Genomic DNA, 15,715 nt, shown 5'->3' on the forward strand with positions numbered 1-15,715 from the left:
GGCGTGCGGGATGCTGTGGTCAGCGGGATAACGTTCGTTCACTTCCCTGTCCCTCCCGGGGCGGGGGACGTTGCGCGCCAACGGCGGCGCGTGCGTACTGGGAGGCAGCAGCGATGGGTGTTACTGGACCGATCCGTGTGGTGGTCGCCAAGCCGGGTCTCGACGGGCACGACCGTGGGGCGAAGGTCATCGCCCGTGCGCTGCGGGACGCGGGTATGGAGGTCATCTACACCGGCCTGCACCAGACCCCCGAGCAGATCGTGGACACCGCGATCCAGGAGGACGCGGACGCGATCGGCATGTCGATCCTGTCCGGTGCGCACAACACGCTCTTCGTCAAGGTCATCGACCTGTTGAAGGAGCGGGACGCGGCGGACATCAAGGTCTTCGGCGGCGGCATCATCCCCGAGGACGACATCGCGCCGTTGAAGGCGAAGGGCGTCGCGGAGCTCTTCACGCCGGGTGCGACGACGACGCAGATCGTGGAGTGGGTGCGGGCGAACGTCCGCGTCGGGGTGTAGCGGGCGCGGCGGTACGGCGGGCGGGGGCTATGGCGCGGTGCCCTCCGGCGCGGTGCCGTCCAGCTCCGCCCGCATGGCGGCCCGCAGCCGGAGCGTCCCCACCAGCCGCTGGAACGCCTCCGACCAGTAGCCGCCCGCCCCAGGAGCCGCTCCCTCCGCCTCGTCCGGTGTGGTGGTGAGGACGGCCAGGCGGTCCGCCTCGCCCGGGTCGAGGCAGCGTTCGGCCAGGCCCATCACTCCGCTGAAGCTCCACGGGTAACTTCCGGCGTCCCGCGCGATGTCCAGTGCGTCGACCACTGCGCGCCCCAGCGTCCGCGACCACGGCACCACACACACGCCCAACAGCTGGAACGCTTCCGACAGGCCGTGCGCCGAGACGAACGCGGCGACCCAGCCGGCCCGCTCCTCGTCCGGCAGGGCGGCCAGCAGCTTCGCCCGTTCGGCGAGCGAGGCCGTGCCGGGGCCGGAGTCGGGCGGCAGGGCGGGCGGGCCGAGCAGGGCGCGCGCCCACTGCGCGTCACCCTGCCGTATCGCCGCCCGGCACCAGGCCGCGTGCAGTTCCTCCTGCCACCCGTCGGAGACGGGCAGCGCGACGATGTCCTCGGCGGTGCGTCCGCCGAGGCGCGCCCTCCACGCCGGCAGCGGCGCGGACTCCACCAGCTGTCCCAGCCACCACGACCTCTCCCCCCGGCCGGTGGGCGGTTTGGCGACGATTCCGTCCCGCTGCATCGCCGCGTCGCACTCGTGCGGCGCCTCCACCACGATGCCGCCGTCGCCCGTCCGGTCGAGGCCGACGCAGGAGGTGGCCCGCGCCGCCATCCGCGCGGCGAACGCGGAGGCGGGCAGCGCGGAGAGGAGTTCCGCGGCCACGGACCGGACGTTGCGGCTGCGGTCCGCGAGCGCATGTTCCAGGAAGTCCTCGTCCGCAGCGCTCAGTTCGGCGCGCAGCGAGTCCAGGAACATCAGCCGGTCCTCGGCCCGCTCGCTCTGCCAGGTCGAGGCGAGAAGGGTGCGTGCGGCGGACGGATCGGCGGCGCGCACGGCGCCGAGGAGACCGACCCGCTCGGCGAACAGGCCTTCCTCCCAGAGGTTCCGTACGGCCTCCGCGTCCCGTATGTCGGGGAGCGTGGTGCCGCCCGCGGTGCCGCGCAGGGCGAACTTCCACTGCGGGTTGAGGCGGGCCAGCCACAGGCCGCGCGTCCCCGCGAACTGCAGGGCCTGCGGACGCAGATCGGTGCGGGCGCGGGCCGCGTCGAGGAGGGCCGGGAGGAGGGCCGGGGGCGCCTGGAAACGGCGGAGGTTGGCGGCGGCCAGCCACTGGGGGAGGAGTTCGGTCAGGTCGGGGGCACTGCCGCGGCGGCCCGCGGCCTGGGCGGGGGCGGCGCGGTCGGCGAGAAGCTGGGCGAGGCGGCGCCGGGCGGCAGGAGGGAGGGCGGGGCGGGGGTCCGGCGGGGCCACCGGGAGGGCAGGTCCGGCGGCGGCGGGGAGCAGGGCTGCCCGGCGGCGAACGGTGTGCAGGGCGGCAGCGTCGAGGAGGGCGAGGGGCGGCTCCTTGGGGGGTCCGGAACGAGCGCGGCGGCCGGCGTCCGGGGCGGGGCCGCTGGCGGCCTCCGTGCCGGTCCCGGCGCCCGTGCCGGGGCCCGAGCCCGCACCGGTTCCGGTGGCAGGAGGGCGCCGGTCGGTGCCCAGGAGGGCGGAGGTGACGAGGTCTTCCCAGGTGGGGGTGGCAGGGACAGCAGGGGCGGGCTGGGGGCCGGGGCCGGTCATCGGGTCCCTCCGGGAGAGTGGGCGGGCGCGGTGCGGGCGGCGGTTACGGAGCCGGGCTGGTCAGGTCAGGGGGGTGGGGGCGGGCGAGCCGGGGGACCAGGCGGTGAGGGGGAGGAGGCCCTGGGGGGTGAGTTCGGCGAAGACGTCGAGAGGTCCGCCGCCGGACAGGGCGACGAGCTTCCACAGGCCGGGCCTGCCCAGGGCCCGCGGTGCGAGGGGGAGGGCCGACCGGCCGTCCTTGTCGGCCAGTTGCCACCCGTCGTTCGTCATGGCCGGTATCACCGCCGCGAGCACGACCGGCCAGGACTCCAGCCAGGGGTCCTCCCGCAGAGCGCGTCCGTACGCCTCGACCGCGTCCGTGACGCTTCCGCCGGGGGGTGTCCCGGAAGCGGGAAACGGCGGGACGAACTGCTCGCCCAGGGTTGCCCGCAGCTGTCCGGCACCGCCGTGCGGCAGCAATACGGCGTCGACCGCGAGCCCCACCGGCAGCGACACCTCGGGCGCCCGGCCGGCCGCACCGAAGGACAGCACCAGTGCCGTGCGCCCGCGGTCCTGCCCGTACAGCCAGATCCTGCGGGTGGCGACCCTGCTGTCGGCCTGGTCGTACTGGGCGAGCACCTGCCAGCGGTCGCGGAGCGCCGGGCCGCCGGGGGAGGAGGGCAGTCCGACCCTCGTCCGTACGGTCGTCGCGAGCGCGGACGGCAGCCGTGCGCGGCCGAGCCACGCCTCGTCGAGAAGGTGCAGCAGCGCGCACTCCTCCAGAAGCCGCACGGGCCAGCCGGGCCCGGAGGCGGGGAGGGCGCCCAACTCCCGCACCCGGGACGCCAGTCCCGGGGCCTGTGCGTCGACCATGCGTGCCGCGGTCTCCTCCCACATCCCGTACCCCGCGTGCTCGGCGGCGGCCAGTCCCCCGCGCAACAGGTCCGCCAGCCGCTGTTCCAGCTCCGCGGCACCCGCACTGATCCGGGCCTCCCGGCGCTCCGCCCGCCGTCTGGCCGCCTCGGGATCGGCGGTCCTGGCGGCGGGGGCCACGCTCGCCGCCCCCGGTTCCTCCTCCGCGCTCCCCCTGGCCGCCGCCCGCTCCCTGCGGGCGTCGAGCCATTCCGCCGCCCAGTCCGCGGGCGCTGTCTCCCGCACGACGACCGGGTCGTCCGAGACCCAGAGCAGCAGCAGGCCCAGCGCGTGCTTGCAGGGGAATTTCCGGCTCGGACAACTGCACTTGGCGGCGGCCCCGGGTCCCGTCAGGTCCACGGCCGTCCGGTACGGACGGGTGCCGCTGCCCCGGCACAGTCCCCATAGCGCGCCGGTGCCGTCGTACCCCGCGTCCGACCACGGCACGGCGGTGCCGAGTCTGCTTCCCGCACGTGCCGACGCGGCGTCAGGAGCCAGTGCCAGCACCTGTTCCGCCGTCCAGCGAACCCCCAGCTGATTCATGTCTCCGACGGTAGACGCCACCACTGACAATCGGTCTGACCTGCGGGGCCGCCGGTCGATCGCTTGACTTTGCCTGGCCTTTGCGCTTCTGTGCGATCTCCGCACTTCCTGATCCGGGGGACCCCAGAGATGAACCGCACTGCCCGCACCGCTACTTGCGCCGCCGCCGTCACGGCCCTCCTGTTCGGTCTCGGCGCGTGCGCCGGGGTGGAGGAGGCCGTGAAGGCAGGTGCTTCCCAGGGGGCGGAGAAGGCGGCCGACGAGCTGCTCAAGACGCCTTACGAGGTGACGTACGAGGTCACAGGCAAGGACGTCGTGCTGATCAAGTACAGCGGCGGCAAGGGCACGGACCTCGCCCCGGAGGAGGACACGGTCGACAAGCCGGCCGTCCCGTGGCAGAAGACCGTCACGCTGAAGGGCGCCATGCCGCCCTCCGTGATGCCCGAGGCCGCCGACATGCTCAAGACCGACGCCGACATCGCCTGCAAGATCGTCTACAAGGGCAAGGTGCTGGCCGAGGCCAAGGGGCAGAAGGCAGTGATGGGCGGCTGCATCGCCGCCGCACCCATGAACAGGTAGCCCCGCAGCGCCCTGCTCCGAAGTGCCCGCGGGTGCTCGGTATTTGGGCTCCGACCTGCGACGACGCTTGATTGTCAGTGGCATGGTGCACCGTGGAAACCACATCCGGGATATCTGGAGGGGGATTCCATGACCACGCCTGCAATCGACTCGACCGATGCGGACGGCACGGCGGACACGGCCGGCCCGGCCGGCGTCGGGATGCCGCCGGAAGCGCCCGAAGCCCTGCGACCGCACGCCGAGGACGCGTTCGCGGAGGAACTCAAGGCGCTGGCCGCGGCCGACGACCGGCCGCGGCCCGCCCGTTGGAGGCTCTCGCCCTGGGCAGTGGCCACCTATCTCCTCGGCGGCACGCTCCCCGACGGCACGGTGATCACACCGAAGTACGTGGGTCCGCGCCGTATCGTCGAGGTCGCCGTCACCACGCTCGCCACCGACCGCGCCCTGCTGCTGCTCGGCGTTCCCGGCACCGCCAAGACCTGGGTGTCCGAACACCTGGCCGCAGCCGTCAGCGGCGATTCCACGCTGCTCGTCCAGGGCACCGCCGGCACGCCCGAGGAAGCCATCCGGTACGGGTGGAACTACGCCCAGCTCCTCGCGCACGGTCCCAGCCGTGAAGCCCTCGTACCGAGCCCGGTCATGCGGGCCATGGCCGAGGGGATGACCGCCCGCGTCGAGGAACTGACCCGCATTCCGGCGGATGTGCAGGACACGCTGATCACGATCCTCTCCGAGAAGACGCTGCCCATCCCCGAACTCGGCCAGGAGTGCCAGGCCGTCTCCGGGTTCAACCTCATCGCGACCGCCAACGACCGCGACCGCGGCGTCAACGACCTCTCCAGCGCCCTGCGCCGCCGGTTCAACACGGTGGTCCTGCCGCTTCCCGCGACGCCCGAGGACGAGGTCGACATCGTGTCCCGACGGGTCGAACAGCTGGGCCGCTCCCTCGACCTGCCGGGTGGCGCCGAGGCCGTCGACGAGATCCGCCGCGTCGTCACCGTCTTCCGTGAGCTGCGCTCCGGAGTCACCGAGGACGGCCGTACCAAGCTCAAGTCCCCGTCCGGAACGCTGTCCACCGCCGAGGCGATCTCCGTCGTCACCGGCGGTCTCGCCCTCGCCTCCCACTTCGGCGACGGCGTGCTGCGCCCGGGAGACGTCGCCGCCGGAATTCTCGGTGCGGTGGTCCGCGATCCGGCGGCGGACCGGGTCATCTGGCAGGAGTACCTGGAGACCGTCGTCCGCGAGCGGGACGGCTGGAAGGACTTCTACCGCGCCTGCCGCGAGGTGACCGCATGACGACCGCCGCGGACGTTGCGGCCGTGGCACCCGAAGCCCCTGCGGGCACGGCTGCCCGGCCCGCCGGACCACCGGGCGCCCCCTCGTCGCCCCCGCGGGGGCCCTGGCTTCTGGGAGTGCGCCATCACGGCCCCGGTTCGGCCCGCGCGGTGCGGGAGGCACTCGACGCAGCGCGTCCGCGCGCCGTGCTGATCGAGGGGCCGCCGGAGGGGGACGCCCTGCTCCCGCTCGCCGCGGATCCGGGGATGCGGCCGCCGGTCGCCCTGCTGGCACACGTGCGGGACGACCCGGGCCGGGCGTCGTTCTGGCCGCTCGCCGAGTTCTCCCCGGAGTGGGTCGCCATCCGCTGGGCGCTGGCGCACGACGCGGCCGTCCGCTTCATCGACCTGCCGGCCGCGCACTCGCTGGCGGCCCGCGAAGAGCCCGAGGAGAGCGGTCAGGACGGCCACGGGGCCGTACCGGGTGTTGAGTTCGACGACAGACCCGAGGAAGACGGAGGCGGGTCCGCCGCGCTGCGGGTCGACCCGCTCGCCGTGCTCGCCGACGCAGCAGGGTACGACGACCCGGAGCGCTGGTGGGAGGACGTCGTCGAGCACCGCGCCGCCGGGGAGAGCGACGCGTTCGCCCCGTTCCAGGCCGTCGCCGACGCCATGGCGGCGCTGCGCGAGGAGTACGGCGACGCGGGGCACCGCCACGACCTGGTGCGCGAGGCACACATGCGCCTCCAGTTGCGCGCGGCGAATAAGGAGTTCGGCGACGACGTCGCGGTGGTCTGCGGCGCGTGGCACGTTCCCGCGCTGGCCGGCAGGCCGCCCGCCCTGACCGCCGACCGGGCACTCCTCAAGGGGCTGCCCAAGGTCAAGGCCGAGCTGACCTGGGTCCCCTGGACCCACCGCCGGCTCGCCCGGCGCAGCGGATACGGCGCGGGCATCGACTCGCCCGGCTGGTACGGCCACCTGTTCGACGCGGCGGACAAGCCGGTCGTGCGCTGGATGACCAAGGCCGCCGGGCTGCTGCGCGACGAGGACCGACCCGTCTCCTCCGCACACGTCATCGAGGCCGTACGGCTCGCCGAGGCCCTCGCCGTCATGCGCGGGCGGCCGCTCGCGGGGCTCACCGAGACGACCGACGCGATCCGGGCCGTCATGTGCGAGGGCTCCGACGTACCGCTCTCGCTCGTACACGACAGGCTGGTCGTCGGCGACGTGCTGGGCGAGGTGCCGGAGGGAGCCCCCGCCGTCCCGCTGCAACGCGACCTCACCCGGCAGCAGCGCACCCTGCGGCTCACAGCGGAAGCCGCGGTGCGGGAGTTGGATCTCGACCTGCGCAAGGACACCGACGCCGCCCGCAGCCGCCTGCTGCACCGACTGCGGCTGCTCGGCGTCGGCTGGGGCGAGCCGGCCGTCTCGCGGGGCAGCACCGGCACCTTCCGCGAGGGCTGGCGGCTGCGCTGGGAGCCCGAACTGTCGGTAAAGGTCGCCGAGGCAGGGATCTGGGGCACTACCGTCCTGGCCGCCGCCACCGCGAAAGCGCAGTCCCAGGCGGTCTCGGCGAAGGCGCTCGCGGACATCACCGCCCTGGCCGAACGCTGTCTGCTCGCCGAACTCCCCGACGCGCTGCCCGTGGTGATGCGCTGTCTCGCCGACCGCGCCGCCCTGGACAGCGACGTCGGTCACCTCGCCCAGGCACTCCCCGCCCTCGCCCGCACCCTCAGGTACGGCGATGTGCGCGGCACCGGCACCGCCGCCCTCACCGACGTCGCCGCGGGCCTCGCCGAACGGATCTGTGTCGGTCTGCCCCCCGCCTGTACGGGTCTGGACGCGGAAGGCGCCGCCGAAATGCGCGGCCACCTCGATGCCGTGCACACCGTGACAGCCCTCCTCGACCGTCCCGCCGGGGAGCGGGGCGGCGACAGCTCCGCTGCCCTGCGCGCGCGGTGGGCCCACGTATTGGGCAAGCTCGCGGGGCGGGACAGCGTCGCCGGAGTGATCCGGGGCCGGGCCGTCCGCCTCCTCCTCGACGACGGGCGGCTCGACGAGGAAGAGACCGCACGTCTCATGGGCCTCGCCCTCTCGCCCGGAAATCCGCCGGCCGACGCGGCGGCCTGGGTCGAGGGCTTCGCCGGCGGCGCGTCCGGATCGGGCATGCTCCTGATCCACGACCAGCGCCTCCTCGGCCTGGTCGACGCCTGGCTCACCGAGGTGGCGCCGGACGCCTTCACCGATGTGCTGCCGCTGCTGCGGCGCACGTTCTCGGCGTACGAGGCGGGGGTGCGGCGCACCCTCGGCGAGCTGGTCCGGCGCGGACCCGCCGGACCAGCCGGCGGCGGGCCGAGAGCCGGGACGGAGGCCGCCGCACCGGGCTTCGGACCCGCGCTCGACCCGGCGCGCGCCGACGCCGTGCTTCCGATCCTGCACCTGTTGCTGGGCATTGACCAGGAAGACGCTCCGACGGAGGCGACCACCCCATGACCCCACCCGGCCCCACCTCCACGCCCGCCCCCGCCGCCGACCCCACACCCGGCCCCAGCCCTGCCCCCGCCACCACAACCGCGTCCGATCCCGCCACCGCCACCGCCACCGCCACCCCCGCACCCCCACCCGCCCCCACCGCACCGGAATCCGCTGTCGACGAGCGGCTGCGGCGATGGCGGATGGTTCTCGGCGGCGGCTCCGCCGACGGCACCGGCCGGGCGCTCACCGGCCGGGACGCCGCGATGGACGGCGCCCTCACCGCCCTCTACGGCGGCCGCGGCGCCTCGGGAGCTCACAGCGGGACGCAGGGCGGGAGCGGCGACAGGTCCGGCGGACTCGGCGCCTCCGCACCGTCGGTCGCCCGCTGGCTGGGCGACATCCGGACGTACTTCCCCAGCTCCGTCGTCCAGGTCATGCAACGCGACGCCATCGACCGGCTCGGGCTGTCCGCATTGCTCCTGGAGCCGGAGATGCTGGAGGCCGTAGAGGCCGACGTCCATCTGGTCGGCACGCTCCTCTCGCTCAACAAGGCGATGCCCGAGACCACCAAGGAGACCGCCAGGGCCGTCGTGCGCAAGGTCGTGCAGGATCTGGAGAAGCGCCTTGCCTCCCGCACCCGCGCCACCCTCACGGGCGCTCTGGACCGCAGCGCCCGCGTCCAGCGGCCCCGGCATCACGACATCGACTGGGACCGTACGATTCGCGCCAATCTCAAGAACTACGTCCCCGGCCGCAGCACCGTGATACCCGAACGGCTGATCGGACACGGGCGGGCCTCCCAGTCGGTCAAGAAGGAGGTCGTGCTCTGCGTGGACCAGTCGGGCTCGATGGCGGCCTCCGTCGTCTACGCGTCCGTCTTCGGCGCCGTCCTCGCGTCGATGCGCTCTTTGCGGACGCGACTGGTCGTCTTCGACACCGCCGTCGTCGACCTCACCGACGACCTCGACGACCCCGTGGACGTGCTCTTCGGCACCCAGCTCGGCGGCGGCACCGACATCAACCGGGCCCTCGCGTACTGCCAGTCCCGGATCACCCGCCCCGCCGACACCGTCGTCGTCCTGATCAGCGACCTGTACGAGGGCGGCATACGCAACGAGATGCTCAAGCGGGTCGCCGCGATGAAGGCCTCCGGGGTCCAGTTCGTCACGCTGCTCGCCCTTTCGGACGAGGGCGCCCCCGCCTACGACCGCGAGCACGCGGCGGCCCTGGCCGCCCTCGGAGCCCCCGCCTTCGCCTGTACCCCGGACCTGTTCCCCGAGGTCATGGCGGCGGCCGTCGAGAGGAGGCCCATACCGGTACCGGACACGGCATGACCGGACAAGGGAACACCGGACGTCCGGTCCGTCGGACACTGCGTGACAGCGCTCAAGGCTGCGAGTGGCACTCTGTGACAGGTATCACCGCTCAGGTGTGAGCTGCGATTTAGGGACCCACGTCCCTCGGGGATAACCTGCGAGACGGACATGCCGCGTACCGGAACCGTGTACGCCTCCCTAGTGACAGCGCTGTCACGTTGCCTTCGCGGCACGCCCATCGCATTCAACACACGAACCGCGATAACGAACCGCGAACACCAGAAAAGGGACGGACGCGCGTGGACCTGTTCGAGTACCAGGCGAGGGACCTCTTCGCCAAGCACGGTGTACCGGTGCTGGCCGGTGAAGTCATTGACACGCCTGAGGCGGCGCGCAAGGCCACTGAGGGGATGGGCGGCAAGTCCGTCGTCAAGGCTCAGGTGAAGGTCGGCGGCCGCGGAAAGGCCGGCGGCGTGAAGCTCGCCGCCACCCCCGACGAGGCAGTCGCTCGCGCGACGGACATCCTCGGCATGGACATCAAGGGCCACACGGTCCACAAGGTGATGATCGCCGAGCTGTCTCCGGAGATCGAGGCGGAGTACTACGTCTCGTACCTCCTCGACCGCACCAACCGCACCTTCCTGGCCATGGCCTCGGTGCAGGGCGGCATGGACATCGAGGAGGTCGCGGAGAAGACTCCCGAGGCCCTCGCGAAGGTCCCGGTCAACGCCAACGACGGCGTCACCATCGAGAAGGCCCGCGAGATCGTCGCGCTGGCGAAGTTCCCGGCCGACGTGGCCGAGGGTGTCGCCGAGGCCATGGTGACCCTGTGGGACACCTTCGTCGCGGAGGACGCCCTCCTCGTCGAGGTCAACCCGCTGGTGAAGACCAAGGACGGCCGCATCCTGGCGCTGGACGGAAAGGTCTCTCTCGACGAGAACGCCGACTTCCGCCAGCCCGACCACGAGGCTCTTGAGGACAAGGCCGCAGCCAACCCGCTCGAGGCTGCCGCCAAGGCCAAGAACCTCAACTACGTCAAGCTCGACGGCGAGGTCGGCATCATCGGAAACGGTGCCGGTCTGGTCATGTCGACCCTGGACGTCGTCGCGTACGCCGGTGAGAACCACGGCAACGTGAAGCCCGCCAACTTCCTCGACATCGGTGGCGGCGCCTCCGCAGAGGTCATGGCGAACGGCCTGGAGATCATTCTCGGCGACCCGGACGTCAAGTCCGTGTTCGTCAACGTCTTCGGCGGCATCACCGCCTGCGACGAGGTCGCCAACGGCATCGTTCAGGCCCTTGAGCTGCTCAAGAGCAAGGGCGAGGAAGTCAACAAGCCCCTCGTTGTCCGTCTCGACGGCAACAACGCGGAGCTGGGTCGCAAGATCCTCTCCGACGCCAACCACCCGCTCGTGCAGCGCGTGGACACCATGGACGGCGCGGCCGACAAGGCCGCCGAGCTCGCCGCAGCTGCGAAGTAAGGAAGAGGGACTCCAAACACCATGGCTATCTTCCTCACCAAGGACAGCAAGGTCATCGTCCAGGGCATGACCGGTGCCACGGGCATGAAGCACACCAAGCTCATGCTGGCCGACGGCACCAACATCGTCGGCGGCGTGAACCCGCGCAAGGCCGGCACGTCCGTCGACTTCGACGGCACGGAGGTCCCGGTCTTCGGCTCGGTCAAGGAGGCCATGGAGAAGACGGGCGCGGACGTGTCCGTCCTCTTCGTGCCGCCGGCCTTCGCCAAGGCCGCCGTCGTCGAGGCGATCGACGCCGAGATCCCCCTCGCCGTCGTCATCACCGAGGGCATCGCGGTCCACGACTCGGCCGCCTTCTGGTCGTACGCCTCGGCCAAGGGCAACAAGACCCGCATCATCGGCCCGAACTGCCCCGGTCTCATCACCCCGGGCCAGTCCAACGCCGGCATCATCCCGGGCGACATCACGAAGCCGGGCCGCATCGGCCTGGTCTCGAAGTCCGGCACGCTGACGTACCAGATGATGTACGAGCTCCGTGACATCGGCTTCAGCTCCGCCGTCGGCATCGGTGGCGACCCGGTCATCGGTACGACGCACATCGACGCGCTCGCCGCGTTCGAGGCCGACCCCGACACCGACCTGATCGTCATGATCGGCGAGATCGGCGGCGACGCCGAGGAGCGTGCGGCCGACTACATCGCGAAGAACGTGTCGAAGCCGGTCGTCGGCTACGTCGCGGGCTTCACCGCCCCCGAGGGCAAGACGATGGGTCACGCCGGCGCGATCGTCTCCGGTTCGTCTGGCACCGCCCAGGCGAAGAAGGAGGCCCTTGAGGCCGCCGGCGTCAAGGTCGGCAAGACGCCGACCGAGACGGCGAAGCTGGCGCGCGCGATCCTCGCGGGCTGATCCGCAGCACCCGTTCACGGCGTCCGCCTGCGGCGCCGGCACGGTTTTCCGTAAGCACGTGGCCCGCACCCCGGAGACGGGGGGCGGGCCACGTGCGTTGTGCGACGCCTTCCGCGACCTCTCAGCGGGGCTGCGGAAGCAGGCGCTCCGGGCCGGCCTCGGGCTCGGCGCGGAGCTTGGCGCGCAGTTGCATGTCGTACGAGGACAGCCGCTGCGGTCCGCTGTGCGCGGGGACCCCACCGACCGGTTCGCCCGGAGGGCGCGGCGATTCGTACCGGGTCGGAGCGGTCGCGAGGGTGAACGCGGTCGCGCCGATGATCAGCGTGGTGAACGCGATGGCCGCCCGGGTCCAGAACCGGATTCTGCGCTCGCCGCCCGTCCGTACCGCCTCGCCCGGCGGGAGGCCGTCCGCCGGCTGGGCGAGCGCGAGCGTGCCGAGACGTTCCTGCAGCAGGGCGGACTGTTCCGCGGGGGTGCGGGCCTCGGCCACCTCCGGCAGCCGGCGGGCCACGACGGAGCGTGCGTACTCCAGTCGGCTCGCGGCGGCCGGGGTGGTGGCCTCGGTCTCGGCCGCGGTCTCGGGCAGGTCCAGACCGAGGCCGTCGTAGAGGACGAGGGTGCGGCGGTACGGGGGCGGCAGTTCGAGCAGGGCGTGCAGGAGGGCGCGGGGGACGGCGGCCGGTCCGGCCCCGTTCGCGGAGACGGCCTCGGATCCGGCTGCGGACGGCTCCGCGGGCGGCCCGCAGTCCGACGGCGCGCCCGTCGCCGCTGCCGCGGGCTCCGGCGCCGCGGTGGGTTCGTCGACGCGCCGGTGGCCGGGACGCAGGCGGTGCCAGGGGGACATCGCGTACTCGTACGCCGCCGCGCGCACCCAGCCCGCCGGATCGCGGTCGGTGGCGACCGCGGGCCAGCGCTGCCAGGCGAGCTGGAAGGCCCGCTCGACCGTCTCCCGGGCAAGCCGGTTGCGCCCGGTGAGGAGGTAGGCCTGGCGGACCAGGGAGGGTGCGGTGCGCGCGTAGAGCTCGTCGAAGGCCTGGGCGGGGGTGCGACGGCCCGGCTGCGGGAGGCCGCCGGGGTGCTCCGGCGCGGCGGGGGACTTCCCGCGGGCCGGGGTGGCGGGGTGATCCGTGCGCGCACGGACCCGTTCGGCGGGGCGATCCGTGCGGGCCGTTCCGGCGGGTCGGGCCGGGGCGGCGGTGGGGTTCGTGCGGGTTGTCCCGGCAGCGGCTTCCTCCGAGGCCTGCGGGGCGGCCGATGCCGGTGCGTCAGGTGCGTCCCGCGTATCGGGCGGGGGGCCGGTACGGGCCGGGGTGGCGCGGCCCTCGGTCCTGAGTTCTTCTTCGATGCCGGCGAGGAGCCCGGCGTACACCTCCCCCTTGTGACCGCGGGGGGTGGTGCGGCCCGTTTCCCAGGCGCGGACCGTTTCGCGGGTGACGCCCAGGATCGTCGCCACCTGTGCCTGCGACAGCGCCTTGGCCTCGCGCAGCCTTCGGCGCTCCTTCGGGGGCGGCAGGGGGTCCGGCGGCCCGGCGGTGGGAGCAGCGGGCGCGGCGGGCGCGGTGGGCGCCGTGGGAGCGACGGGTGCCCCGGGAGCAGCGGAGGTCGCGGGAGCGAGGGGTGCGGCGGGAGTGGTGGGCGCCGCGGGTGCGGAGGTGGTGGCGGACCGGAGGATGTGCGTCATGGACGAGCCTCCCCGGCCCCGGCCGCCTCTGTGGTCCCCGCGGCCCCCGCGACCCGCGTTGCACTGAATCGGACGAAAAAGTACATAAACGTATATTGAGCGACACGGCGGTCATTCACCCGTTACGTGAAGATGGCGCGTGTCGTGGGCAGCATGGCGACGTGAACCCGAACCCAGTGGCCCAGCCCCACCACCAGCACGAGCGCCACAACGAGCGCGAGCAGGGCAACGGGGGGCCGCGCTCCGCGGCGCCCGGGTCGTCCGCGGTGTTCGGACCCGTCGTGTCGTCCGCGTCGGTCGTCTGTCTGCTGCGCGGGGCGCTGGCCGCCGGGCTGGGGCTGGGGACGTTCGCCGTCGTGGTGATGGTGCTGTGGATCAGTTCGCCGTACCCGGACGCGGGCGCCGGAGCCGCGCTGCGCATCGCCGCCGGTCTGTGGCTGCTCGCGCACGGCGCCGACCTCGTGCGCGCCGAGACCCTGAGCGGGGTCGCCGCGCCCGTCGGGCTGACCCCGCTGCTCCTTGCCGCGCTGCCGCTGTGGCTCGCGCACCGGGCGGCCAGGGACGCGCTGGAGGAGGACGAGGACGAGGACGACCGGCGGAACGTGCCCTCCGGCTGGACGGCCTTCGGTGGCGTGACGGTCGGCTACCTGCTGGTGGGATGCGCCGCAGTGTTCTACGCAGCCGGGGGACCGCTGCCCGCCGAACCGCTCGGCGCGGCCGTGTACGTGCCACTCGTCGTGGCGACCGCCGCCGGGGCCGGGGTGTGGACCGCGTACGGGCGCCCGCGCGGCCCGCTGCCAGGATGGGTCCCGGAGGGCGTGCGGCGCGCCTTCGTGCGCGCCCGGCTCGCGGCCGCGGCGCGGGCGGCGGCAGCCGGGACGACGGCGCTGGTGGGCGGCGGGGCTCTGGTCGTCGGAGCGTCGCTGACCATGCACGCGGAGCTCGCGCAGCAGTCGTTCCAGCAGCTCGCGGGGGAGTGGTCCGGGCGGTTCGCGGTGCTGCTGCTGGCGCTGACACTGGTGCCCAACGCCGCCGTCTGGGCGGCTTCGTACGGGATCGGGCCGGGGTTCGGGCTGGGGACGGGGGCGACCGTCTCGCCGCTCGGGACGACGGGGGACGTCGCGCTGCCGGACTTCCCGCTGCTGGCGGCGCTGCCCGCACAGGTCCCTGCCACGCCGCTCAACTGGGCCGCTTCGGCAGCGCCGTTGGCGGCCGGGCTGGCGGTGGCGTGGTTCACCGTACGGGTGGCCGCGCCCGCGTATGCCGTACGGGAGGAGGCCTGGAGCCGGAGCAGGACGGCGGGTACGGCTGCGCTCGCCGGGGCCGGCTGCGGGGCGGCGACGGCGGTGCTGGCGGCGGCGTCGGGCGGACCGCTGGGCGCGGAACGGCTGGCGGAGTTCGGCCCGGTGTGGTGGGCCACGGGGCTGGGCGCGGCGGTCTGGACGGCGGGCGTGGGGACGCTCGGGGCACTGGGGCTACGGGCCTGGCGCCTGCGGGGGCCCTGGCGGGGATGGCGGGTTTTCCGGGTCTTCTCCGGTGGCGGGACCCAGGCGGCCTCCGGGGCTCCCGGGACCGGCGAGGACGCCGGGGACACCGTGACTTCCGGAGGGGCTGCCGGGTACGTGCCTCCCGTGGCCTCCTGGGTCTCGCTCGGGCGGGGGGCGCCTGGGGTACCTCTGCTGCCCGAGCCCCCCGTGGCACCCGTGGCCCCCGACGTACTTGCGATCCCTGACCCGCCCGGGGTGCCCGACGCGCTTGCGATCCCCGATCCGACTGTGGTCCCCGACGGACCCGCGGTTCCCGATCCGACTGTGGTCCCCGACGGACCCGCGGTTCCCGACCCGACTGTGGTCCCCGACGGGCCCGTTCCCGAGGCACCTGCGATCTCCGAGGTACTCGTGCTTCCCGACGCCCCTGCGATCCCCGCGACCCCCGCGATTCCCCCCACGCCCGATACCGCCCGGCCGCCTGTGACCCTCGAAACGTCCGCGGCTGCCGTGCCGCCCATGCCGCTCACGCCTCCCCCGGGCCCCCCGCCACCCGTGCCTCCCGTACCGAAAGAGCCTTTTGCGGCGCCGGCCGTCCCCGGGCCGGCCGAGGCCCCGGGTGCTACCGGAGACGGATCGCCGTACGCGGGGGAGGCCGACAACTGGCATGACAGCGAGGCGCGGGAGGCCCGGTGGGCGGCGTTGAGAGACGCGTCCGGGGGGCTGGTGCCGGAGCTTCCGGAGGAGCGGGAGCGGGGGGAGTAGAGGGCGGAGCGCCGGTCGTGCGGGCGCGG

General features: G+C 73.6%; 11 protein-coding genes. 8 read left to right on the top strand and 3 right to left on the bottom strand.

Annotated elements, in window-relative coordinates:
• Window positions 1-113 precede the first annotated feature (113 nt).
• On the top strand, window positions 114-521 hold the full coding sequence (icmB, locus tag HNQ79_RS07205) for a coenzyme B12-dependent isobutyryl CoA mutase small subunit (protein WP_185028146.1): 408 nt from the start codon (window positions 114-116) through the stop codon (window positions 519-521).
• 27 nt (window positions 522-548) lie between these two features.
• Here the strand turns inward: icmB and HNQ79_RS07210 are convergent, their stop codons facing one another.
• A complete protein-coding gene (locus HNQ79_RS07210; protein ID WP_185028148.1) occupies window positions 549-2,288 on the bottom strand; it encodes a DUF5691 domain-containing protein in 1,740 nt (579 codons plus the stop codon).
• A 60-nt stretch (window positions 2,289-2,348) separates the two neighbouring features.
• Complete coding sequence (locus HNQ79_RS07215; RefSeq protein ID WP_185028150.1) at window positions 2,349-3,722, bottom strand: SWIM zinc finger family protein; 1,374 nt, start codon at window positions 3,720-3,722, stop codon at window positions 2,349-2,351.
• Between the two features lie 129 nt (window positions 3,723-3,851).
• On the opposite strand from HNQ79_RS07215, the gene HNQ79_RS07220 reads away from it, so the two are divergent.
• The 6 genes from HNQ79_RS07220 to sucD all read left to right on the top strand — a co-directional run bounded on the left by HNQ79_RS07220 (window position 3,852) and on the right by sucD (window position 11,753).
• Window positions 3,852-4,301, top strand: a complete 450-nt coding sequence (locus HNQ79_RS07220) for an MmpS family transport accessory protein (protein WP_185028152.1) — start codon at window positions 3,852-3,854, stop codon at window positions 4,299-4,301.
• 129 nt (window positions 4,302-4,430) lie between these two features.
• Complete coding sequence (locus HNQ79_RS07225) at window positions 4,431-5,597, top strand: ATP-binding protein (protein ID WP_185028154.1); 1,167 nt, start codon at window positions 4,431-4,433, stop codon at window positions 5,595-5,597.
• A complete protein-coding gene (locus tag HNQ79_RS07230; RefSeq protein WP_221507445.1) occupies window positions 5,594-8,068 on the top strand; it encodes a DUF5682 family protein in 2,475 nt (824 codons plus the stop codon). Before HNQ79_RS07225 ends, HNQ79_RS07230 begins: the two co-directional genes overlap by 4 nt.
• A 182-nt stretch (window positions 8,069-8,250) precedes the next feature.
• A complete protein-coding gene (locus tag HNQ79_RS07235; protein ID WP_229923361.1) occupies window positions 8,251-9,384 on the top strand; it encodes a VWA domain-containing protein in 1,134 nt (377 codons plus the stop codon).
• A gap of 281 nt (window positions 9,385-9,665) precedes the next feature.
• On the top strand, window positions 9,666-10,847 hold the full coding sequence (gene sucC, locus HNQ79_RS07240) for an ADP-forming succinate--CoA ligase subunit beta (protein WP_185028158.1): 1,182 nt from the start codon (window positions 9,666-9,668) through the stop codon (window positions 10,845-10,847).
• Between the two features lie 21 nt (window positions 10,848-10,868).
• Window positions 10,869-11,753 carry a succinate--CoA ligase subunit alpha gene (gene sucD, locus HNQ79_RS07245; RefSeq protein WP_185028160.1) on the top strand — a complete coding sequence of 295 codons (885 nt, stop codon included), beginning with the start codon at window positions 10,869-10,871 and terminating at the stop codon, window positions 11,751-11,753.
• A 121-nt stretch (window positions 11,754-11,874) separates the two neighbouring features.
• On the opposite strand, the gene HNQ79_RS07250 is transcribed toward sucD, so the two are convergent.
• Window positions 11,875-13,434, bottom strand: coding sequence for a helix-turn-helix domain-containing protein (locus HNQ79_RS07250; protein WP_185028162.1), 1,560 nt, complete (start codon window positions 13,432-13,434; stop codon window positions 11,875-11,877).
• Window positions 13,435-13,595: 161 nt separating this feature from the next.
• Between HNQ79_RS07250 and HNQ79_RS07255 the strand changes: the two genes are divergently transcribed.
• A complete protein-coding gene (locus HNQ79_RS07255) occupies window positions 13,596-15,686 on the top strand; it encodes a cell division protein PerM (protein ID WP_185028163.1) in 2,091 nt (696 codons plus the stop codon).
• Window positions 15,687-15,715 lie beyond the last annotated feature (29 nt).

The sequence above is a fragment of the Streptomyces candidus genome (assembly GCF_014207445.1).
Classification (GTDB): domain Bacteria; phylum Actinomycetota; class Actinomycetes; order Streptomycetales; family Streptomycetaceae; genus Streptomyces; species Streptomyces candidus.